Annotated in this window: 17 protein-coding genes; 8 read left to right on the forward strand and 9 right to left on the reverse strand. The window is 66.7% G+C overall.

Annotated elements, in window-relative coordinates; genetic code table 11:
* Nucleotides 1–141: 141 nt before the first annotated feature.
* From cbiE to cobM, 3 genes are read left to right on the forward strand one after another with little or no spacing between them, the layout of a single operon-like run.
* The gene (gene cbiE, locus V8683_RS13990; RefSeq protein ID WP_411191344.1) at nt 142–1,359 is read left to right on the forward strand and encodes a precorrin-6y C5,15-methyltransferase (decarboxylating) subunit CbiE; all 1,218 of its coding nucleotides are present in this window, start codon (nt 142–144) and stop codon (nt 1,357–1,359) included.
* Nucleotides 1,356–2,102 (forward strand): cobalt-precorrin-6A reductase, encoded by a 747-nt coding sequence (locus V8683_RS13995; RefSeq protein ID WP_411191343.1) that lies wholly within the window; start codon nt 1,356–1,358, stop codon nt 2,100–2,102. The genes cbiE and V8683_RS13995 overlap by 4 nt, the downstream gene beginning before the upstream one ends.
* Nucleotides 2,099–2,830, forward strand: coding sequence for a precorrin-4 C(11)-methyltransferase (gene cobM / locus V8683_RS14000; RefSeq protein WP_411191342.1), 732 nt, complete (start codon nt 2,099–2,101; stop codon nt 2,828–2,830). The genes V8683_RS13995 and cobM overlap by 4 nt, the downstream gene beginning before the upstream one ends.
* 69 nt (nt 2,831–2,899) lie before the next feature.
* On the opposite strand, the gene V8683_RS14005 is transcribed toward cobM, so the two are convergent.
* The gene (locus V8683_RS14005; RefSeq protein ID WP_411191341.1) at nt 2,900–4,375 is read right to left on the reverse strand and encodes a sodium:solute symporter family protein; all 1,476 of its coding nucleotides are present in this window, start codon (nt 4,373–4,375) and stop codon (nt 2,900–2,902) included.
* Entirely contained in the window at nt 4,372–4,608 is a 237-nt protein-coding gene (locus V8683_RS14010; protein WP_411191340.1) for a DUF3311 domain-containing protein, read from the reverse strand. Before V8683_RS14010 ends, V8683_RS14005 begins: the two co-directional genes overlap by 4 nt.
* A gap of 266 nt (nt 4,609–4,874) precedes the next feature.
* On the opposite strand from V8683_RS14010, the gene V8683_RS14015 reads away from it, so the two are divergent.
* Both V8683_RS14015 and V8683_RS14020 read left to right on the forward strand, forming a co-directional pair.
* Entirely contained in the window at nt 4,875–5,555 is a 681-nt protein-coding gene (locus tag V8683_RS14015; RefSeq protein WP_411191338.1) for a MarC family protein, read from the forward strand.
* Between the two features lie 25 nt (nt 5,556–5,580).
* On the forward strand, nt 5,581–6,423 hold the full coding sequence (locus tag V8683_RS14020; RefSeq protein ID WP_411191337.1) for a class II glutamine amidotransferase: 843 nt from the start codon (nt 5,581–5,583) through the stop codon (nt 6,421–6,423).
* Here V8683_RS14020 and V8683_RS14025 read toward each other — a convergent pair.
* From V8683_RS14025 to V8683_RS14045, 5 genes are all read right to left on the reverse strand, one after another.
* Nucleotides 6,384–8,402 carry a PAS domain-containing hybrid sensor histidine kinase/response regulator gene (locus V8683_RS14025; protein ID WP_411191336.1) on the reverse strand — a complete coding sequence of 673 codons (2,019 nt, stop codon included), beginning with the start codon at nt 8,400–8,402 and terminating at the stop codon, nt 6,384–6,386. The genes V8683_RS14020 and V8683_RS14025 overlap by 40 nt on opposite strands.
* A 39-nt stretch (nt 8,403–8,441) precedes the next feature.
* Entirely contained in the window at nt 8,442–9,401 is a 960-nt protein-coding gene (locus tag V8683_RS14030) for a glycosyltransferase family 2 protein (protein WP_411191334.1), read from the reverse strand.
* 189 nt (nt 9,402–9,590) lie between these two features.
* Nucleotides 9,591–11,402 carry an alpha,alpha-trehalase TreF gene (treF, locus tag V8683_RS14035; RefSeq protein ID WP_411191333.1) on the reverse strand — a complete coding sequence of 604 codons (1,812 nt, stop codon included), beginning with the start codon at nt 11,400–11,402 and terminating at the stop codon, nt 9,591–9,593.
* A 135-nt stretch (nt 11,403–11,537) separates the two neighbouring features.
* Nucleotides 11,538–12,599: an Ldh family oxidoreductase gene (locus tag V8683_RS14040; protein ID WP_411191332.1), complete on the reverse strand. Its 1,062-nt coding sequence runs from the start codon at nt 12,597–12,599 to the stop codon at nt 11,538–11,540.
* 231 nt (nt 12,600–12,830) lie between these two features.
* The gene (locus tag V8683_RS14045) at nt 12,831–13,508 is read right to left on the reverse strand and encodes a DJ-1/PfpI family protein (RefSeq protein ID WP_411191331.1); all 678 of its coding nucleotides are present in this window, start codon (nt 13,506–13,508) and stop codon (nt 12,831–12,833) included.
* A 180-nt stretch (nt 13,509–13,688) separates the two neighbouring features.
* On the opposite strand from V8683_RS14045, the gene V8683_RS14050 reads away from it, so the two are divergent.
* Together V8683_RS14050 and V8683_RS14055 are read left to right on the forward strand one after the other, a co-directional pair.
* A complete protein-coding gene (locus V8683_RS14050; RefSeq protein WP_411191330.1) occupies nt 13,689–15,212 on the forward strand; it encodes a peptide MFS transporter in 1,524 nt (507 codons plus the stop codon).
* 401 nt (nt 15,213–15,613) lie between these two features.
* On the forward strand, nt 15,614–16,057 hold the full coding sequence (locus tag V8683_RS14055; protein ID WP_027793866.1) for an HU family DNA-binding protein: 444 nt from the start codon (nt 15,614–15,616) through the stop codon (nt 16,055–16,057).
* 374 nt (nt 16,058–16,431) lie between these two features.
* On the opposite strand, the gene V8683_RS14060 is transcribed toward V8683_RS14055, so the two are convergent.
* Both V8683_RS14060 and V8683_RS14065 read right to left on the reverse strand, forming a co-directional pair.
* The gene (locus V8683_RS14060) at nt 16,432–17,622 is read right to left on the reverse strand and encodes a porin (protein ID WP_411191329.1); all 1,191 of its coding nucleotides are present in this window, start codon (nt 17,620–17,622) and stop codon (nt 16,432–16,434) included.
* Between the two features lie 219 nt (nt 17,623–17,841).
* Complete coding sequence (locus V8683_RS14065; protein WP_411191328.1) at nt 17,842–19,245, reverse strand: YihY/virulence factor BrkB family protein; 1,404 nt, start codon at nt 19,243–19,245, stop codon at nt 17,842–17,844.
* A 152-nt stretch (nt 19,246–19,397) separates the two neighbouring features.
* Between V8683_RS14065 and fdnG the strand changes: the two genes are divergently transcribed.
* Nucleotides 19,398–22,469: a formate dehydrogenase-N subunit alpha gene (gene fdnG / locus V8683_RS14070; protein ID WP_411191326.1), complete on the forward strand. Its 3,072-nt coding sequence runs from the start codon at nt 19,398–19,400 to the stop codon at nt 22,467–22,469.
* The last annotated feature ends 4 nt before the right edge of the window (nt 22,470–22,473 follow it).

Here is a 22,473-nt window from a genome sequence, read left to right on the forward strand (position 1 = left end):
AGGTTGAGCGCTCGGGCGCGGGCACAGTTGCGCTGTGTTCCGTTTTCAGCCCATCGGGCACCGGCGGACACGGTATTATGCCCGTTTTCATGGGGGGCCCGAGACTCGGGGCGGCCTCCCCGGGACTCGAACGGAGATGGCATGCAGGGCACGCGTGCGTGGCTGACGGTGGTCGGCATCGGCGACGACGGATATGCGGGACTGGGACGCGCGGCGCGGCATGCGCTCTTCGACGCGCAGGTGGTGACGGGCGGCGCGCGCCATCTGTCGATGCTGCCCGCGCGCGTGCGGGCGCGCCGCGAACCGTGGCCGCAGCCGTTCAGCGTCGAGCCGCTGCTCGCGCAGCGCGAAGCGGGCCTGCGCGTGTGCGTGCTCGCGAGCGGCGACCCCATGCTGTTCGGTGTCGGCGCCACGCTGGCGCGCCATCTCGTGCCCGGCGAGATGGCGGTGCTGCCCGCACCGTCGTCGTTGTCGCTCGCCGCGGCGCGGCTTGGCTGGGCGCTGCAGGATGTTGCGGCTCTCTCGCTCGTCGGCAGGCCGATCGATGCGCTGCGGCGCCATCTTTATGCGGGTTCGCGCGTGCTGGTCCTGAGCGCCGACGGTCGCACGCCCACCGCGCTCGCAGCGTGGCTCGCATCGGCGGGCTTCGGCGCCACGCGTCTCACCGTGTTCGAACATCTGGGCGGCGAGCGCGAACGGCGCCTCGACGGCCGTGCCGATGCCTGGCACGCCGATGAAGTTGCCGCGCTCAACCTGGTCGCATTCGAGTGCGTGGCCGCTGCCGGTGCACAAGCCTGGACGCTCACGCCGGGGCTGCCCGACGACGCCTACCTTCACGACGGCCAGCTCACGAAGCGCGACGTGCGCGCGCTCGCGCTCGCGCGGCTCGCGCCCACACCGGGCGCGCTGCTCTGGGACGTGGGCGCGGGCAGCGGATCGATCGGCATCGAATGGATGCGCGCGCACCCGGCTTGCCGTGCGATTGCGATCGAAGCGAACGAAGCGCGCCAGCGTTTCATCGAGCACAACCGCGAGGCGCTGGGCGTGCCTGCGCTGCGGCTCGTGGCGGGCCGCGCGCCCGACGCCCTGGTGGGTCTCGCCGCGCCCGACGCCGTGTTCGTCGGCGGCGGCGTGACGGCGCCGGGCGTGCTCGAAACCTGCTGGAACCGGCTCGCGCCCGGCGGCCGGCTCGTGGCGAACGCCGTGACCGTGCAGAGCGAGGCGGCGCTCGTGGCGTGGCGCGAGCAGCATGGTGGCACGCTCACGCGCATCGGCATTGGCGAGGTGCAGCCGCTCGGGCGCTTCGACACGTGGCGTCAGGCGTTGCCCGTCACGCTCTACGAGGCAATGAAGCCGTGATATCGCGTTTGCTGCTGCTGGGCGGCACCGGCGACGCGCTGCAGATTGCACGTCGACTCGCGCCGCGGCACGTCTACAGTCTCGCGGGCCTCGGTCGCGTGCCGAAAGACCTCGCGTGCGAGGTGCGTGTCGGCGGTTTTGGCGGTGCCGAGGGACTCGCCCGTTATCTGAGCGAGGCGCGCATCGATCTCGTGGTCGATGCGACGCACCCGTACGCGGCGCAGATCAGCGCTAACGCGGCGAACGCGTGTGCCGAAGCGGGCGTGCCTCATTGGGCGCTGCGCCGCGCGCCGTGGCAGCCGCAAGCCGGCGACGACTGGCGTTTCGTCGATGGCTGGTCCGGCGCGATGGCCGCGCTCGCGTCCTTCGAGCGGCCGCTCTTCACGCTCGGGCGCGAGCCGCTCGCGCATCTGAATGAAGTCCCGCTGCATCAGTGCTGGACGATACGCTGCCTTGAGGCGCACCCCGGCCACGCGCGCGCACGCGTGATCGACGCGCGCGGTCCGTTCACGCCCGAGGGCGAGCGCGAACTGTTCGCCTCTGCCCACATCGATGTCGTCGTCAGCAAGAACAGCGGCGGCGCGGCTACGGAAGCGAAGCTCGGCGTCGCGCGCGAACGGGGCTTGCCCGTCGTGATGCTGCGGCGTCCGGTACTCCCTGCCGCCGTGCGCGAGTTCGACTCGGCGGAGGATCTGCTCGCGGCGCTGGGCGCCGCGCAAACGCTTCGGAATACCCTGCAATGACTGTCTTCTTCATCGGCGCCGGACCGGGCGACCCGGAACTCATCACGGTAAAGGGGCAGCGCCTCGTGCGCAGTTGCCCCGTGATCCTCTATGCCGGCTCGCTCGTACCGCCTGCCGTGCTGGACGGGCATCGCGCCCGCCAGGTGGTGGACACCGCGCCGCTCACGCTCGACGAGATCGTCGCGCTGCTGCACGAGGCGCATCGAAACGGCCACGACGTCGCGCGCGTGCATTCGGGCGACCCGTCGCTCTACGGCGCGATCGGCGAGCAGATCCGCCGCCTGCGCGAGCTTGGCATTCCTTATGAAATCGTGCCGGGTGTCACGGCCACGGCCGCCTGCGCGGCGGCGCTGGGTTGCGAGCTTACGCTGCCGGGCGTCTCGCAGACGCTCATCCTCACGCGTTATGCGACGAAAACCGCGATGCCCGAAGGCGAGCAACTGGGCGACCTCGCCCGCCATCGCGCGACGATGGCGATTCACCTGGGCGTGCGCCATCTCGCGCGCATCGTGGACGAACTGCGCCCGCACTACGGCGAGGCCTGCCCGGTCGCGGTGATCTACCGGGCGAGCTGGCCCGACGAGGAGCGCGTGACGGGTACGCTGGGCGATATCGTGGAGAAGGTGTCGGCGACCGACATCGAGCGCACCGCGCTGATTCTGGTCGGCGACGTGCTGGCCGCGGAAGGCTTCGCCGATTCGACGCTCTACGGCGCGGCGAAACGCTGAACGTAGAGGCTCGTCGCCGGGCGCACACCGCGCGCGCACCAGGCGCCCGCAACGGCGCCTCAGCGCACCTCAGTGCGCGCTCGCGTGCGTATGCCCCGCCTGCGCACGCGGCTGCGTCGCCGCGCTCACGACCGCCAGCACGACCACGTTGATGCCCAGTGCGAGAAAGCCGATGTTGATGTCCTTGAGCGCGTCCGGCGCAAACGGCATGAGCTGCGCCACGCTCACGTGCAGGAGCGTGGTCGCGACGACCACCGCCACGCCGGCCAGAATCCCGCAGAACGCCCCCTGTTTCGTGGCGCGGTTGCGCGGCGCGAGGCTGCACACGAGCGCGGGAAAGAGCTGCGTCACGAAGCTGTAGCCCATCAGCAGCAGGGCGACGATGGTATCGCCGCCCTTGAGCGTAAAGCCCACGGCGACGAGCGCGATCACCGGCACGAGGAAGCGCGCGAGGCGGGCGACGCGGGCGTCGTCGGCACGCTTGGCCATCGCGCCGCGATAGACGTCGTTGGCGAGCAGCGTGGACGCCGTGGTGAGAATCATCGAGCCCGGCACGAGCGCCGTGAGCACGCCCGCCGCGCCGATGATGCCGATCACCCACGGATCGAAGGTCTGCAGCGAGAGCCGGAAGAGCGAGAGGTCGATGTCGGCGCCCTTGAGGCCGGGCACCTTCAGCACGGCCGCGAAGCCGCAGAAGAACACGAACAGCAGGATCAACTGATAGAGCGGCAGCAGCATGGCGTTGCGCCGGAAGATGCGTTCGTCCTTCGCGGTATAGACCGAGCCGAAGCTGTGCGGCCACATGAAGAAGCCGAGCGCCGTGAGCAGCACGGTGGACTGGAACCACGTCACGCTCTGCCCTTTGGCCGGGAACGCCAGGAAGCCGGGCTTCGCCGCGTCGATGGCGTGGAACATGTCGCCGAGGCCGCCGTAGTAGTGGATCGGCAGATAGAGGCCGAGAAAGATCGCCACGCCGAGGATCAGCCCATCCTTGACGACCGAATTCCATGCGCAGCCGCGCACGCCCGAGACGATCACATAGGCGGTGACGACGACGGCGCCGGTCCAGATGGCGGCCGTCGAGGGGATGGCGCCGTACGAGGTCGTCGCGACGATGATGCCGAGTCCCTTCAGTTGCAGGACGAGATAGGGCACGAGAGCGGTCACGCCCACGAGCGCGACGAGCACGCCGAGCGCGGGGCTCTGGTATTTGCGCGCGAAGAAGTGCGGCTGCGAGACGAGCCGGTGCGTTTTCGCGTAGCGCCAGATGGGCGGCAGCATCCAGTACGAGAGGATGTACGCGAGCGTGGCGTAGGCGAGGATGTAATAGACGGGCGCGCCCTTGCCGTAGGCGAAGCCGCTGCCGCCCAAGAACGTGAAGGTGGTGTAGATCTCGCCGGCCATGAGCAGGAACACGAAGGCCGTGCCGAAGCTGCGGCCTCCCACCGACCACTGTTCGAGATCCATGTCGTGGCCGCGCCGCGCGCGCATGCCGAGGCCGAGCGCGACGAGCGTGACTGCCGCGATGAGCACGAGCGCGCTCATGATCGCGCCTCGCCCGCGTTGTCGGCCTCGGGGTCCGCCTGCATCCCGGCCTGGCGATGGGCGGGATCGAGCCGGTAGACGACGGCCATGATCGCCGAGGTCAGCACGACCCACATGACGATCCACGCGAGCACGAACGGCATGCCGAGCACGAGCGGTTCGGTGCGGTTGACGAACGGCACGCCGAGCAGGATGCCGATGAAGGGCAGGGCGGCGAGCAGCTTCAGTGACATGGACAACTCCTCTTCCAGGCAAGAACGATCGCGTGGCCAAAGACGGTTCGGTCACTCTATGCCGGGCGGGACTGCGGCGTAAAGGCTTCAAAAATGACCGTATGTCTTTCGAAAGCATGGTGCGGCGCGGGATTGCAAGCGGGATTGTGAAGCCGCGCGCCTGGCACCGAGCCGTCACGCGCGCCGCCGATCCAGTTACACTTCTGGCAGCCCGGCCGCCGTGGCGGCACTGCCCCGGCCGGCCTGGCCCAAACCGGATCGACTCCATGATCGAGAGCCTGATTTCAGACATTCTGTTCGGTTTCACCGGACTGATCAGCATCATCAATCCTGTCGGCGTTGCGTTCGTCTTTCTCGACCGCACGGCCACGTTCAGCGACGAGGAGCGGCGCCTGCTCGCCAAGCGCGTGGCGATGAACGCATTCTTCGTTCTGATCGTGGCGTTCTTCGTCGGTACGCCCATTCTGCATTTCTTCGGCATTTCGATGGAGGCGCTGCGCATTGGCGGCGGACTTGCCGTGGCCGTGAGCGGCTGGCAAATGCTCAACGCGCCCGAAGCCGCGCCGCGCCCGGCCGACGAAGCCGCGCTCAAGGCCCTCAATGCCGAGTCGGCTTCCGGCAAGGCCTTCTTTCCGCTCACGGTGCCGCTCACCACGGGGCCCGGCTCGATCGCCACCGCTATCGCGCTGAACGCGAACCGCACGCACAAGCTTTCGGCGTGGCTGATATCGAGCATCGCCTCGGTCGCCATTTCGGTGCTCGTGATGATCGTTATCTATTACGTCTACAGCCGGGCGGCGCGCCTTGCGCAATACCTCGGCGTGGAGGGCACGCGCGTCGCCATGCGCGTGTCGTCGTTTCTGCTGCTGTGCATCGGCGTGCAGATCATCCTGACCGGCCTCGACGGTTTCCTCACGCCGATCGCGGCCCTGCACGTCACGAAGTGAGTACGCCGTTACAGAGGAGTGCGTCATGTGCCGCTGGCTCGCCTATTCGGGCAACCCCGTTCATCTGCAAACCGTGCTGTTCCGCTCGCGCCATTCGCTGATCGACCAGGCTCTGCACTCGAAGCTCGGTGCGACGACCACCAACGGCGATGGTTTCGGTCTCGGCTGGTATCAGCAGTCGCACGACATTCCCTATCGCTATCGAAGCATCCAGCCCGCCTGGAACGACCATAACCTGCACGAACTCGCGCGCGCCGTGAGAGCGCCGATGTTCATCGCGCACATTCGCTCGGCCACGCACACACCGGTGCAGGAGACCAACTGCCATCCGTTCCGGCACCGGCGCTGGCTCTTTGCCCATAACGGGCTGATCGAGAACTTTCCGATCGTGCGCCGCGATCTGCTGGTGGCGATCGATCCGGGGCGCTTCAACGGGCTCGAAGGATCGACGGATTCGGAGGTGATGTTCTATCTTGCGATGTCGTTCGGCCTCGAGCACGAACCGGTGCCGGCGCTCGAACGCATGGTCGGTTTCGTCGAGGCGAAGGCGCGCAGCCACGGAATCGAGAATCCGCTCAACATGACCGTGGTCGCGACCGACGGCGAGCAGATGGTGGCGGTGCGCTATTCGAGCGAAGGCAAGTCGCGTTCGCTCTATCACAGCACGTCGTTCAGGCATCTGCACGAACTCTATCCCGACGACCCGCGCATTACGGCCGCCGGCGACGACGCCTATCTGATCGTTTCCGAGCCGCTCGTCGATCTGCCCGACGCCTGGGCGGAGGTGCCCGAGGCCACGGCGATCGTCGTGCGCGGCCCGCAGGTGGATTACCGCCAGTTCGTACCGGTCGCGCCGGTCACGACCTGAGCGCGCCGCTCGGCGGCCCGCGCGAGCACCTCGTCGAACAGCGCGACGTCCACGGGCTTCACCAGATGCATTTCGAAGCCCGCCGTGCGCGTGAGTTCGACGTCGGCGGCCTGGCCGAAGCCCGTCATCGCGGCGAACAGCGTGCGCGCGAGCGGCGCATGGGCACGCAATGCCTGCAGTGCCGCATAGCCGTCGATCTCGGGCATGGCGATGTCGATCAGCGCCGCGTCGGGCGTGAAGTCCTGCACCTGCTCGTGGGCGTGCCCGGCGCTATACGCCACTCGTACCTCGTGTCCCTTCAGTTCGAGCAGCATGGCCAGGCTGTCGGCGGAGTCGCGATTGTCGTCCACGATCAGCACGCGCAGCGCGGGCGGTGCGTGCGATGCGTGGAGATCGCGCGCCGTCTGCGCGGGCGCCGGCGGCTGAGCCGCCGGCATATATGCGCCGGCGCGCTCGAGCGGCAGGCGGATCGTGAAAGTGCTGCCGGTGCCGGGCCCTGCGCTCGTCGCCGAGATCGTGCCGCCGTGCAGTTCGACGAGCGAGCGGCAGAGCATCAGGCCGATGCCCAGACCGTTTTCGCTCGGGCCGGGCATCGAGCGGTCCTGGCTGAAGAGACCGAAGATCGATTCGAAGGTGCCGGGCCGCAAGCCGCATCCGTTGTCGCGCACCTGAATCTGTACGGTGCGCGCGCCGGCATGCACGTCAATGGTGATGCGGCTGCCGTCGGGCGAAAATTTCGAGGCGTTGTGCAGCACGTTCTGCAGCACCTGGACGAGCCGCGTGTGGTCGCCGATCATCCGCAGCGCGCTCGCCGGTAGCTGCACGATCACCTGCTGCTCGCGCGCGGCGGTGAAAGGCTGGGCCGCTTCGACCGCGTGCGCGATCACCTCGTGCAGATCGAGCGGCGCTTCGCGCAGTTCGATCCTGCCGGACGTGATGCGGCCGACGTCGAGCAGGTCGTCGACGAGCCGCGTGAGATGCGCGATCTGCCGTTCGATGAGGTCGCCCGCGCGGCGCGTTTCGGGGCTCGCGTGCTGCGCAAGACGCATCGCGGCGACGGCGTTGCGCACGGGTGCAAGCGGATTGCGCAGTTCGTGGGCGAGCAGCGCGAGGAACTGCTTCATCTGCTCGCTCGAATGTTCGAGCTCCTCGTTGCGGCGGCTTTCGGTCATGTCGCGCGTGACCTTCGCGAAACCGGAGAGGCGTCCCTGGCTGTCGTGGATGGCCGTGATCGTGACGTAGGCCCAGAACATCGAGCCGTCCTTGCGCACGCGCCAGCCTTCGCTCACCGAACGGCCCTGGCCGGCGGCGCGGCGCAGCTCGCGTTCGGGCACGCCGTCGGCCACGTCCTCGGTTGGATAGAACACCGAAAAATGCTGGCCCACGATCTCGGCCGGGCGATAGCCCTTCAGGTTGGTCGCGCCGCTGTTCCAGCTCACCACGAAGCCCTCGGGGTCGAGCATGAAGATGGCGTAGTCGCCGACGTTCTCCACGAGCAGGCGGAAGCGCTCCTCCGACTGGCGCAGCGCCTCGACCTGGCGGCGTTCGACGGTGAGGTCGCGCGTGACCTTCGCGAAGCCCGCGAGCGAGCCGTCCTGCTCGTACAGCGCGGTGATGACGACATTGGCCCAGAACATCGAGCCGTCCTTGCGCACGCGCCAGCCTTCGTCGTTGAAGCGGCCATGGAGCACGGCCTGTTCGAGCTCGTGCTCGGGCCAGCGGCGCGCTTTGGCGTCTTCGGTATAGAAGCGCGAGAAATGCTGGCCGACGATCTCGTGCGCCTCGTAGCCCTTGATGCGTTGGGCGCCGCGATTCCAGGTCGCGACGTTGCCGCCGGGATCGAGCAGGAAGATCGCGTAGTCCTCGATGGGCTGCACGAGCGCCTCGAAACGGCGGTCGTTGTGACCGACGGCGGCAAAGTTCGCGTCCTTCCGGGCGGAACCGGGCTGCTGGGCGATGCCGGGCTCGGGCGTCGTCATGGTCCTTGGATGAATGAAGGGCCGTTCAGGCGGGGCAGCTTACCATGCACGCTGTCCCGATCGATCGTACTTCTCGGCCATCGCGGGAATGCCGAGGCGCACCTGGTGTTGGGCGCGGCGCACCTGGCGCGTGAGCAGCACGACATGCGGCGGCACCACGCGGCGGCGGCGCAGTGTCCAGAACGCGCCGCGCAGCAGGGCGAAGCCCGCCGGCCCGAGCGAGCGCTGGCGCGCGAAGACCGCGAGTGCGTGGCCGGTGGCGGCGAGCGCGTCGCGTGCCGGCAGGCGCATCCAAGCGACCCACGCGGCGTTGCGCGCGAGCGTGCAATGCTGCGCGCGCGTGAACCAGCGATAGAGCGGCTCGCGATGCGCGAGCGCGCCCTCGCAATAGACGATTGCGTGTCCGGCGGACAGCACGTCGAGCGCGGCGAGCTCTTCGGCGCCGCCGCGCGCGAGCCGCTCGTCGTAGCCGCCGAATTCGCGGAACACGTCCGCGCGGAAGAGGCAGGCGCCCGGCATGAAGCTCGCGAGCGCGGGGCCGGCGAGGCCCTCGCTGCCGGGGGAGGTGGCGGCGAACATTTGGCAGGCCGGATGAATCTCCCGTTTGCCCTCGTCGGCAACGCGGGCGCTCAGGACGGCGACGTTCGGGTGCGCGTCGAGCAACTGGGCCGCGCTCGCGAGCGCACCCGGCGCGAACCAGGTGCTGTCGTCGCAGCAGGCGACGTAATCGGTCTGCGCGAGTGTGACGGCACGGTTGAAACCGGCCATGCCGAGGTCGCGCAGACCCTGGACGATGTGCACCTGCGGAAACAGCGAGGCGAGCAGGCCGACGGTGGAATCGCTCGAGCCGTTGTCGGCCACCATCACGTCGGGGTGCTCCGGCAGCGCGAGGAGGCGAGCGACGGTATCGACAGTCTGGCGAACATGGTTGCGCGTCAACACGACCACCGTCACGCGCGGCGCGGACTGGGAACCTGGGGCGGGAGCGGAGGCGTTCATCGCGGTCGAACGGCGCAAGCCGGACGTCTATATCGTAGTAGTCGTAATCAGCATACGCCTAAGGCGTGCGGTATGCACCACGCCCGGTGGGCCGTAGCGGCGGCCCGGCGGCGCGTTGTGCGCGCAGGCCGCCGACCGCCATGCCGAAAGGAAACAGCAAACGCCGTGCCTGGTTCAGCCGGCACGGTTTCACGGCGCGGCCGGCGCACCTATGGCCGGCGTTACCGGTGTGGAGGCGTGCGGATACATGAGCAGCAGCACGCGCAACACGCCGTTGGTCCAGCCGAAGCCGTCCTGCAGCGGATATTCGCCGCCGCCCGCCGATGAAGCCTTCGCTGCCGCCGCGCTTATGTCATATTTTTCGACGAGCTTGTGCGTGTGCCGGTAATAGACGAGGTTCGTCGCGACCCAGCGTGTAGCGATGGTCTGCGCGAGCGCGTTTTCGCCATAGCGGCGCAGTCCCATGATCGCGAGATATTGCAGCGGCGCCCAGCCGTTGGGCTCGTCCCATTGCTGGCCGCTCGACACCTGGGTCGTGGCGAGGCCCCCTGGCCGGAGCAGTCCGGCGCGCACGGCGGCGGCCACTTCGCGCGCCTCGCCGCGCGTGGCGACGCCCGCATAGAGCGGATAGACGGTGGCCGCGGTGAGGCGATGCGTGAGTGTGTGCTGCACGAAATCGTAGTCGCCGAACGCATGCAGTTTTGGATCCCACAGCACGCGTTCGATTGCGGCGGCGCGGCGCTGTGCGCGCTGCGAGAACGCCTGCGCATCGCCGGCGTCGCCCTGGATTCCATAGGCCTTCGCGAGCGTGCGTTCGAGCACGACCAGCAGACAGTTCAGGTCGACGGGCACGAGCGAGGTCACGTCGATGGTGCCGAGCGTACGGTTGTCCGCGAGCCAGCGCGAGCTGAAATCCCAGCCCGTTTCGCCGCCCGCGCGCAGGTTGCGCCACAGATCGGCGGGATCGCGCTGCGGCGTGGCCTGCGCGGTCAGCACGTCTTCGCGGTACGACTCGTCGCGCGGCGTATCGCGCGCGTCCCAGTAGCGGTTCAGGAGCGTGCCGTCGGCAAGGCGCACGACGTGGCCCGCCGCGTCGCCCGCCTTCACGCTGTCCGCGCCGTCCATCCAGTAGTCGTACTCCTTGCGCAGTTGCGGCAGGTAGCGCAGATACACGGCGTCGCCGTCGCGTTCCGCGACGAGGCTCACCATCTGCGCAAAGAACGGCGGCTGCGAGCGGCTGAGATAGTAGCTGCGATTGCCGTTCGGAATGTGGCCGTAGCGGTCGATCAGCGTGGCGAAGTTGTTGAGCTCGTCGAGCGAGAGGTCGTGCCGTCCGCTTGCTTCGAGGCCGAGCATGATGAAGTACGAGTCCCAGTAGTAGATCTCGTTGAAGCGGCCGCCCGGCACGACGTAGCGATACGGCAGCGGCAGCAGCGACGAATCCGCGTGCTGCGCGGCGTCCGGGCCGCGGCGCAGCACGTTCCAGAGCGTGTCGATATGGGCCGCGACGTTCTGGTTCGGATCGGAAACGTAGTGATCGTCGGCCAGCGCCGGGGCCGTGAAGTTGCGTTCGACGAACTGCGTGAGCGCGGCCTTGCGGGCAGCGGGGTCCTGCAACGCGCTGTTCTGTTGCCGCCAGGCCGTGTAGGCGGCAACGATCTGCGCGGGCGGCGCGTTGGGGATCATGTCAGCGAACGTCTTGCTGTCGGGGTAGATCTGGGCAAGCTCGACGTCGCGGTAGAGCGCGCCGTAGAGTTCCGACGGCGGCAGCGGCGTAGCCGGTAAATCCTGCCCGGCCTCTGTAATCCGGGTCGGCGGAGCCGGCGTCGATGCCGGTGTTGCACTCGCCGCTGCTGTGTCGGTGGCCGTTGCCGACGCGTACGCTGCCGGCGCGGCGGCGAGCGCGAGGCACAGCGCGAGGGTCGACGCGAGCGCTCCGGCATGCGGGCGCTGTGTGCGGCTCTGAAAAGACGGGACAAAAAGACGGATGGGCTTGAGCATGACTCTCGGATGAGGTTGAGCGGAAGGCGGGCAGGTTGCCGGCGCCGCAGCGCACAGCAAGTCGCGTTCCGCGCGGCCGTCTTGCTCCTGCCCGGCGAGTCTCGAACCGGGAGGCCCGCCGCCCGCAGGCGCCGCTTACGACGCGCGGGCTGCCGCGAGCGGCGTCACGCCCAGTTGCGCGGCGAGTTCGCCAAACGTTCTTTGCACGGAATCCGGAAGATCGATCGTGAGCGTATGGCGCGCGCGGTTCTCCGCCTCGTACTGGCCGGGGTATTGCACCGGCGCGTCGGGATGCTGCGGCGGGCACCCCAGCAGATAGTCGAGGAAGGTCTCGACTTCCTGCGAGCGCCACGTCTGGTTGAAGTCCACTTGCGGATCGAGTACGAGCGCAAACAGGTTGTTGGTCGCGATGCCGTTGCGCGGATTGTCCGCGTGGATCGTGCCGCCGCCCGAGAGCACGCCGGCCAGCAGTTCGGCGACGAGGCCGAGCGCATAGCCCTTGTGCGCGCCGAACGGCAGCAGCGCGCCGGGCGGGTCGGAGAACAGCACGTTCGGGTCGGTGCTCGGGTCGCCGTTGGCGTCGATCATCGTGCCGGGCGGCGCGGGGCGGCCGTTTTCCGCGAGCACGCGCGCCTTGTTGACGGCAATGGCGCTCGTCGCGATATCCACGACGAATGGAGGGCGCCCGCCTGGCAGCGGGCCTGCGAAGCATAGCGGATTGGTCGTGAGGCGCGCCTCGCGTCCGCCATAGGGCGCGACGACGGGCGGCCGGTTCACCACGTTGCTGAAGGCGAGCAGCACGTAACCGTGCTGCGCGACCATCTCGCCGTAATGTCCCATGCGCCCGAGGTGATGGCTATGGCGCAGCGTCACGATGCACTGGCCGTGCTCGCGCACGCGCGCGATGGCGTCGTCGATCACGATCTTGCCCACGTGCTGGCCGAAGCCATGATGGCCGTCGTAGGCGATCAGGCTGCCGCGGTCCACGACCCGCTCCGGGCGGCCGTCGGGCGTGACGAATCCCGCTTCGAGCCCGAGCCGGTAGTTCGGCAGGATCGAGAGGCCGTGGCTCGCGTAGCCCACGCGGTCGGATTCGATCAGGTGGTCGGCGACATCGGCGGCGATGTCGGGCGGCACCGAAAGTTTGGCCAGCACGTCGGTGGCGAAGCGGCGTGCCTCGTCGATTGCAACTTCCATCTGCGGCTCCTTGCCGGTTGGACCTCGCGGTTGTGCCTCGCCATCGCAACGAGCGATGCGTGGGCGGCCAACCAGCGGGTGACGTCAAGGCAAGCGTAATCGTTTCGACGCCGTCATGTCCTCAATCTGTCCCATCCCCTTCATGGAATTCCGTCGACGTTGCCGCGGTGTGGCGCCCGGTCATGCGGCCAGGTTTCATTCGTCATCCTCTGCGTTGCTGCCGTTGCAGCGCTAGAGTCGCGCCGCCGCCTCGTGAACGAGCCGCGTGCGCGCCGCCACCGACGCCGCGTTTGCGGCGCGCACCCGCTCCACGACCGCACGCGGCGCGGTGTCGGGGCTGCCCGCATCGAAGGGGGGCGCCGGCGCATATTCGAGTTCGAGCTGCAACGCTTCGGCGGCTTCGCGGCCGATCAGCTCCGCCGCGAGCGTCAGCGCGAAATCGATGCCGGCCGTAATGCCGCCGCCTGTGATGACATTGCCGTCGCGTACCACGCGCTCGCGTACAGGGATCGCGCCGAATGGCTCGAGCAGCGCGTGGAAGGCCCAGTGCGTGGTGGCGCGGCGTCCGCGCAGGAGGCCGGCCGCGCCCAGCACGAGCGCACCCGTGCAGACCGAGGTGATGTAGCGCGCATGCGCGGCCTGACGGCGCAGGAACGCGAGCGTTTCCTGATCGGGAATCAGGTCGCCCACGCCACTGCCGCCAGGCACGCAGAGCACGTCGAGCGGCGGGCAGTCCTCGAAACTGGTATCGGACCTCATGACCAGGCCTGTATTTGACGTGATACAGTCGCGCGTTTTCGAAATAAGCCGGACCTCGGTGTCCGCCATCGACGCGAGCACGTCGTAAGGCCCTGTAAGGTCGAGCAGTTGCACGCGAGGAAAGATGAGAAAGCCGATCTGGAGTGCCATGGCGAAATCCCGTGCGAGAGAAGGGGGGAAAGGCGGCGGTTGCCGTCCATGCCGCCACTCTATTGCCGCGACTTTGCCCGGGGCTGCCAAAAAAGGCGCAATGCCTGCCAGGCAGGGTGCCGCCGCCCCATTGCACGAGGTCGGCACCCATATCGGATGCGTTTTCAGGCAAGGAGAACAATGACTACCCCCGCTTCGCCAACCCGTTCCCAGACCCGTTCGTTCACGACGGTCTTCCTGATTGAAATGTGGGAGCGCTTCGGCTTTTACGGCATGGCCGCGCTGCTCGTCCTTTTCATGGTGAGCAAGCTCGGCTTTGAAGACAGCCAGGCAAATCTCACGTGGGGCGCCTTCACGGCGCTCGTTTATGCGGCGCCGGCCATCGGCGGCTGGATAGGCGACCAGATTCTCGGCGCGCGCCGCTCGATGGTCGCGGGCGCGCTGATTCTCGCGGCCGGCTATCTCATGCTCGCGATGCCCGACGACAGCCTCCATCACATGTTCGCCTCGCTCGCCGTGATCGTGGTGGGCAACGGGCTCTTCAAGTCGAACGCGGCCAACCTCGTGCGCCGCATTTACGAAGGCGACGATGCGCGTCTCGACAGCGCCTTTACCATCTATTACATGGCGGTGAACATCGGCTCGACCGTGTCGATGCTCGCCACGCCGTGGATCAAGGACCAATGGGGCTGGCACGCGGCATTCGCGGTGTGCTGCGCGGGCATGCTGCTGGGCGTGCTCAACTTCCTGCTGATGCGCCGCACGCTCGCGCATATTGGTTCCGTGCCCGACGATGCGCCGCTGAACTACCGCCGGGCCGCGCTCGTTGCCGTAGGCGCCGTCGCGCTGGGCGCGGCGACGCTGTTCGTGCTGCAGCACAAGGCGGTGGCCGTGGCCTGCGTCTATGCCGCGGGCGTTGCCGTGCTCGCGGTGTTCGCGTGGATGCTCGTGCGCTCACAGCGCGCCGAGCGCGCGGGCCTTGCCGCCGCGCTGATCCTCACGCTGCAGGCGATCCTTTTCTTCGTGTTCTACCAGCAGATGTCGACCTCGCTCACGCTCTTTGCGCTGCGCAACGTCGATCCGCAGTTCTCGCTGTTCGGCGTGTCGCTCTTCAAGTGGAGCGCGGCCCAGTTCCAGGCGCTCAATCCCATCTGGATCATGCTGCTTTCGCCGGTGCTCGCTTCGCTCTATACGTCGCTCGCGCGGCACGGACGCGATTTTCCGGTGGCGGTGAAGTATGCGCTGGGTTTCGCGGTGGTTGCGGCGGGCTTCTTCGTGTTCGCGGCGAGCGGAAACTACGCCGTGGCGGGACGTGTCTCGTCCTGGTTCATGGTGGGCGGCTATGGGCTCTACTCGCTCGGCGAACTGCTCGTGAGCGGGCTCGGCCTCGCCATGATCGCGCGCTACGTGCCGGCGCGCATGAGCGGCTTCATGATGGGTGCGTATTTCGTGGCCAGCGGCGTTTCGCAGTATCTCGGCAGCGTGGTCGCGAATTTCGCGCAGATGCCCTCCGGCGAGCTCGATCCGCTCGTTTCGCTGCCGCTTTATACGCACCTCTTCTCAGGACTCGGCTGGCTCGCCGCGCTGGGCACGCTTGTCGCCATCGTGCTGCTGCCGCTGATGCGCCGCCTGTCGCGCGAGCATCACGAGGCCGGCGCGCAACGGGTGGCCCAGGTCGCCGCGCAGCACGAAGGCGCGCATTGAGCGAACGTCGGCAGCGAAGCTGCCTGCATTCAGGCCGTGCCGGATAGCCGGCTAGCCGCCGAAAAGCCCGGACGTCCGCGACGTGTCCGGGCTTTTTTCTTCGGGCTCGTCATACGCAGCGCAGCGCTCGCCCGCAGAAAAACGCCATACGGTTCGCCTTCTTGCATCGCGGCGCCAGGCTTCGCGAGCGCCTGTCCAGGGTATTCGAGGAGTCTGGCGAGCACGATTACCCCTGTAAACAGGCGTCAAAATGCACACGGCAGTCAGCGCCGCGCAACAAATTTGCTTCGACAATGCAAAAGAGTCACGCAAAACGCTTGCGCGCTTGTAGAATCCGCCGTTGAAGTACATGCATTCTGCGGTGCTTCGCCGATTCACTGACCAACACTGGTAGGAGAAACATGCCGACTTCCGCAAAGAAAGTGGCCAAAAAGGCAGCTGCCCCGGCCAAGAAGGTTGTTGCAAAGAAAGCACCGGCCAAGACGGCCGCAGCTAAGAAGGTCGCCGTGAAGGCGTCTGGCGCTCCGTCGCCGATCAAGGACACCTTCACGAAGGCCTCGCTGGCTGCTCACGTCGCTGAGCGCGCCGGTGTCGAGCCGAAGGCCGCCAAGGCCGTGCTCGCCGCTCTGGAAGACACGATCCTCGGTTCGGTCCACAAGAAGGGCGCCGGCGAATTCACGCTGTCGGGTCTTCTGAAGATCGTCGTGCAGGCCGTGCCGGCGAAGAAGAAGCGCTTCGGCAAGGACCCGTTCACGGGCCAGGAGCGCTGGTTCCCGGCGAAGCCCGCCTCGGTTCGCATCAAGGCACGCGCACTGAAGAAGCTGAAGGACGCAGCGGCTGCGTAAGCACCGTTTTCCGCAGCCGCGAGGCTGTGTGCGAGTCAGTACCCAAAAATCCCCGCCGGTGTCGAGCTCGCGGGGATTTTTCATGCGCGCTCGCCGGGCGTCGTTCGATCCGCGTGGACAGCGCTTCGCGAGAGGATACGGCCGATGGGTCATACGCGAATGTTATGGATGACTGACCTTGCTGCCGGTTTTTTTGCTGCGCCTGCTTCGCATGAGGGTCTTCTTGCGCCCATGAAAAAACCAGCCTTGGCTTGCACCGAAGGCTGGTTTTTCCGTTAAGCGTGTGGTTTTTAGCGGCCACGCCATTCTGACACGGCCGGAACCGGTTGGGAACCGGCTCTGACGCCGGGCCGAAGCCCGGCTGTGCCGTTCTATTAGAACTTGTGGCGAATGCCGAGGCTGACCAGTTCCTGCGAGCTGGAAGCCGAGTTGTACCCGTACGAACCGATCGATGCGCCCGCGGATGTGCCGGAGGCCGCGCCCGGCTGCTGGCCGTTGGCGTGCTGATATGCCGCGAGCGCGTACAGGTCGGTACGCTTCGACAGGTTGTAGTCCGCGCCGAGCGAGACCTGGTTATAGGTGTTCGACGCATTGCCCGAGCCGTGCGTGTAGGTGTAGCCGAGACCGAGCAGCACGGCCGGGTTCACCTGATAGCCGAAGTAGCCGCCGGCGACGTTGTAGCGCTGCGTCGTGGCGAACGTCGAGAAGCCGTCGGCCTTCAACTGGACGTTGCTGTAACGCGCGGCGAACGTGAATGGGCCCGTGACGTACTGCGCCGCCACCGCCGCCGTGCCGACCGACTTCGCCGAGGCATAGGCCTGGTTGATCTGGCTGTCGAACATGGCGCCCGATGTCGAGCCTGACGCCCAGCCCACCGTGCCGTCCGTTCCGGTGCGGTCGGCCAGCGACGACGCGTTGTCCATCATGAAGTAGCCGGCCGCGATGTTGAACGAGCCGATGGCGTAGGTGCCTGCCGCACCCCAGCTCTGTCCCGAGCCGTTCGAGCCGGCGACGCCGCCCAGGGCATACATGCCTTCGAACTGGAAGCCGTCCAGAAGCGGCGAGGTGTACTTGATCGCGTTGTTCGTGCGCGAGCTGTTGTCGTTGTTGTCGACGTCGCCCGGCGTCGCGAACGTGCTGCCGAAGTCGTTGTCGTCGGTAAGCGGCTGGATCATGTCGACGAGCGGGTCGTACTGGCGGCCCAGCGTGAGCGTGCCGTAGTGATCCGAAGCAAGCCCGACGAAGGCCTGGCGGCCGAACATCTTGCCGCCCTGGCCGGCCGCGCCGGTATTGATGTCAAAGCCGCTTTCCAGTTGGAAGATCGCCTGCAGGCCGCCGCCCAGGTCTTCCGTGCCCTTCAGGCCCCAGCGGTTGCCCGAGATGTTGCCGCCGTACATGCCGACCAGATTCTGGTTCTGGCCCGGGGCGTTCGAATTCGTGGTGTTGTGGGCCCACTGGATCGACTCGTCGATCACACCGTAGAGGGTCACGCTGCTTTGGGCATGGGCCGCACCGGCGCCGGTCAGCATGGCCAGCGAGAGGGTCGAGAAGGCGACGCGTTTCATCCAGATTTCTCCACGCAGATGAGGGTTTCGTTATTGCGCGATGGAGAATAACGCAGTTGTATAAATTGAAAGAAATGAAAAGTTCAGACTGTGGCAAAAAGCTGACAAATACATCGATGCCTTGATGGGTGGGGCATGGATGAGTCGTACCTGCTTTTTCCAGATTGAATCGCAATTTTTAATTATTGTAATTTGTGACGATAATAAGTTAGCTGATTGTCAGTTTTTCTCCTGGGTCGAGGGAAGCGTTGCGTCCGCCTCGCTGTCCTCGCCGGCGCCGTTGCGGCGCCCCGCGGCAGCCGTCATCGCGATGGCGGCGCCTGCGGCGAGCAACACCGTACTCCACGGATGCCGCTTGACGTAGCGATCCGCGGCGACGACCGTGCGTCCCGCGCGAACCAGTGTCTGCGCGGCGGCCCGGGTCGCGCCGTCTTCCATCCGCACCACCGAGCGTCCAATCTGCAGAACGGCGCCGGGACGTCGCCCGAACGCGCCGCCCCGCGCGCTGGCCTGCGCCATGGCGCGCAGCGGTGTTCCGGCGTGCGGCGCATCGTCGTGTGCGGCGGCCGAGGCAGCGGCATACAGGGGCACTTCGCCGGTCGCCGCAACCGGGTTGTTTCCGATCGGCACGGAAAGCGTACCGGGGGGTGCAGCGGCGGGGTCATGGGGCTTGACGATGGTCGACGCGGCCAGCACCGAGGCGAGCTTGGCGCGGCTGCCGGGCGGCGTTTCCTCGAGGAAACCCCATGCGCCGCGCGGATCGTGCAGCCGCCCGCGCGCCGCGGAGAACTCGGCGCCGAGCAGCAGCACGGCCGCGGAAAAGTACAGCCACATCAGCAGCACGGCGAGCGAACCGGCGGCGCCGAACGCGGTGGCCATGCCGGCATGGGCGAGGTAGAGCGCGAACAGCTTCTTGCCTGCCGAGAACAGCACGGCGGCGACGCCGCCGCCCACCATGGCATCGCGCCAGAGCACGTTGGCGTCGGGCAGGAAACGCAGGAGCGCGGCGAACGCGGCGGCCAGCACGATCAGTCCGACCGCGAGCTGCAGCAGATTTCCGATGATCACATAGGGCGAGTTGCCCCACAGCCACTGGCCGACGAAGGTGATCGCCGCGTCCAGCACGAGCGAGACGATCAACAGGAACGCAACGCCCAGCACGAGCGAGAACGAGATCAGCCGCACCCGCACGAGCGCGAATACGCTCGAGGCGCGCGTGCCGTCCGGCGGCCAGACGACATTGAGCGCCGCGTGCAGCGACGAAAACGTGGCCGAGGCGCCGACGGCGAGCAAGGACAGCGAGATGATCGTGGCGATGCCGCCGGCCTTGCCCGCGCGGTGTGCGTTTTGCACGATGGTCGTGATGCCGGCGGCGGCATCGTCGCCGAGGACGTTGTGAACCTCGCGGAACAACTCGCCGCGCGCGGCGGCGTCGCCGAAGAACCAGCCGGCCACGGCGATCACCATGACGAGCGTTGGCGCAAGCGAAAAGGCCGAATAGAACGCGATGCCCGCGGCGAGCGCCGGGCAGCGGTCCTTGAAGAATTGCCGGAAGGCGCCCACGACCCAGGACGCTTCCTTGCGCGCGGCGGCTTGCAGTCGTTCCGAAGAGAGCGTGGCCATGATGTCCGTTCCGCGTGCCTGTTTTGTCTCAATATTAGCAAGCGCGGCTCCCGGGCGCGCTTTGGCTGTGCCTTTGCGCAGCTTCCGTGATCCGTCGCTGAAATCCGCCTATACTGAAAATCACCCACAACTCGACAGGCCGAGGACGCACCATGCTGCAAATGTCCCGGCGCCAGTTCCTCAAGGTCACGGCAACATCGCTGGCAGGTTCCAGCCTCGCGTTGATGGGCTTCGCGCCCGACAACGCGCTTGCCGAGGTCCGCCAATACAAACTGGCGCGTACTACCGAAACCCGCAACACCTGTCCGTACTGCTCGGTCGGCTGCGGGATCCTCATGTATGGTCTTGGCGACGGCGCGAAGAACGCCACGGCCAGCATCATCCACATCGAGGGCGATCCCGATCATCCGGTCAACCGCGGCACGCTCTGCCCGAAGGGGGCGAGCCTGATCGACTTCATCCATAGTCCGAACCGTCTCAAGTACCCCGAGTACCGGGCGGCGGGATCGAACGAGTGGAAACGCATTTCGTGGGACGAGGCGCTCGACGGGATCGCGAAGCGGCTGAAAGAGGACCGCGACGCGAACTTCGTCGAAAAGGCGGAGGACGGCAAGACCGTCAACCGCTGGCTCTCCGTCGGCATGCTCGCCGCTTCGGCGGCCAGCAACGAGGTGGGGTACCTCACGCACAAAGTGGCCCGCAGCATGGGCCTCCTCGCATTCGACAACCAGGCGCGTGTCTGACACGGCCCGACGGTGGCAGGTCTTGCCCCGACGTTTGGCCGTGGTGCGATGACGAACCATTGGGTCGACATTCGCAATGCGGACGTGATTCTGGTGATGGGCGGCAATGCGGCCGAGGCGCACCCGTGCGGCTTCAAGTGGGTCACGGAGGCGAAGGCGAACCGCAAGGCGCGCCTCATCGTGGTCGATCCGCGTTTCACGCGCACCGCTTCGGTGGCGGACTTCTACGCGCCGATCCGCACCGGCACGGACATCGCGTTCCTTGGCGGGGTCATCAATTACCTGCTCACGAACGACAAGATCCAGCACGAGTACGTGAAGAACTACACGGACTTCTCGTTCATCGTGCGCGACGATTTCGCGTTCAACGACGGCATTTACTCGGGCTACGATCCGCAAAAGCACGCGTATCCCGACAAGTCGTCGTGGGACTACGAGACCGGCGACGACGGCTTCGTGAAAACGGACGACACGCTGCAGAACCCGCGTTGCGTCTACAACCTGCTCAAGCAGCACTACTCGCGCTATACGCCCGAGATGGTGGAGAAGGTCTGCGGCACACCTAAGGAAAAATTCTTCAAGGTGTGCGAAATGCTGGCCAGCACGGCCGTGCCGGGCCGCGCGGGCACCATCATGTACGCGCTCGGCTGGACGCATCACTCGATCGGCTCGCAGATGATCCGCACCGGCGCCATGGTGCAACTGCTGCTTGGCAACATCGGCATCGCAGGCGGCGGCATGAACGCGCTGCGCGGCCACTCGAACATCCAGGGGCTCACCGACCTCGGCCTGATGTCGAACCTGCTGACCGGCTACATGACGTTGCCCAACGAAGCCGAGCAGGACTACGACAGCTACATCAAGAAGCGCGCCTCGCAGCCGATGCGGCCGAACCAGCTCAGCTACTGGCAGCATTACGGCGCCTTCTTCGTGAGCTTCATGAAGTCGTGGTGGGGCGACAACGCGACGAAGGACAACAACTGGGGCTACGACTGGCTGCCGAAGCTCGACAAGCCGTACGACCTGTTGCAGACCATCGAGCTCATGAATCAGGACAAGCTCACAGGTTATATCTGCCAGGGCTTCAACGTGATCGCCTCGGCACCCGACAAGGCCAAGACGCTGGCCGCGCTCGGCAAGCTGAAGTGGCTCGTCATCATGGACCCGCTGGAGACGGAAACGTCGGTGTTCTGGAACAAGTACGGCGACTACAACGATGTCGATACGGCTTCGATCCAGACCGAGGTGTTCCGTCTGCCCACCACGTGCTTTGCGGAGGAAAACGGTTCGCTCGTGAGTTCCAGCCGCGTGCTGCAGTGGCACTGGAAGGGCGCGGAGGCACCCTACGAGGCGAAGAGCGATCTCGAGATCATGTCGGGCCTGTTCCTGCGCATTCGCGCCGCGTACCAGAAGGACGGCGGCAAGTGTCCCGACCCGATCCTCAAGCTGAGCTGGCCCTACTCGGATCCCGCGAGCCCGACACCGGAAGAGCTTGCGATGGAGTACAACGGCAAGGCTCTCGCAGACCAGACCGATGCGAAGGATCCCACGAAGGTGCTCGTGAAGAAGGGCGAGCAGCTTTCGGGCTTCGCGCAGTTGAAGGACGATGGCACAACGGCGAGCGGCTGCTGGATCTTCTGCGGCGCGTGGACCCAGGCGGGCAACCAGATGGGCCGGCGCGACAACTCGGACCCCACGGGCATTGGACAGACCTTGAACTGGGCATGGGCATGGCCCGCGAACCGGCGCGTGCTCTATAACCGCGCTTCGTGCGATACGGCGGGCAAGCCCTTCGACCCCACGCGCAAGCTGATCGGCTGGACCGGCGCGGCGTGGACCGGCGCCGACATCCCCGACTACAAAGTGGACGAAGCGCCCGATCTGGGCATGGGGCCTTTCATCATGAATCCAGAGGGGGTTGCGAGGTTTTTCGCGCGCGACCAGATGAACGAGGGGCCATTTCCCGAGCACTACGAACCATTCGAAAATCCGCTCGGCTACAACCCGTTCCATCCGAACAACCCGCAGGCGACGAGCAACCCCGCCGCGCGCGTGTTCCCCGACGACCGCGCGACGTTCGGCACGGCGCAGTCGTTCCCGCATGTCGCCACCACCTATCGCATCACGGAGCACTTCCACTTCTGGACCAAGCACGCGCGCCTGAACTCGATCATCCAGCCGCAGCAGTTCGTGGAGATCGGCGAGGAACTCGCGAGCGAAGTGGGCGTGGTCGATGGCGGACGCGTGAAGGTGTCGAGCAACCGCGGTTACCTGATCGCGGTGGCGGTGGTCACGAAGCGCATCAAGCCGCTCACGATCGAAGGCAAGAAGGTGCATACGGTGGGTGTGCCGCTGCACTGGGGATTCACGGGGCTGACGAAACCGGGCTATCTGACGAATACGCTGACGCCGCCGGTGGGCGACGGCAATTCGCAGACGCCCGAGTTCAAGTCGTTCCTCGTGAAAGTCGAAAAGGCATAAGGGG

The sequence above is a fragment of the Paraburkholderia sp. AV2 genome (assembly GCF_054968425.1).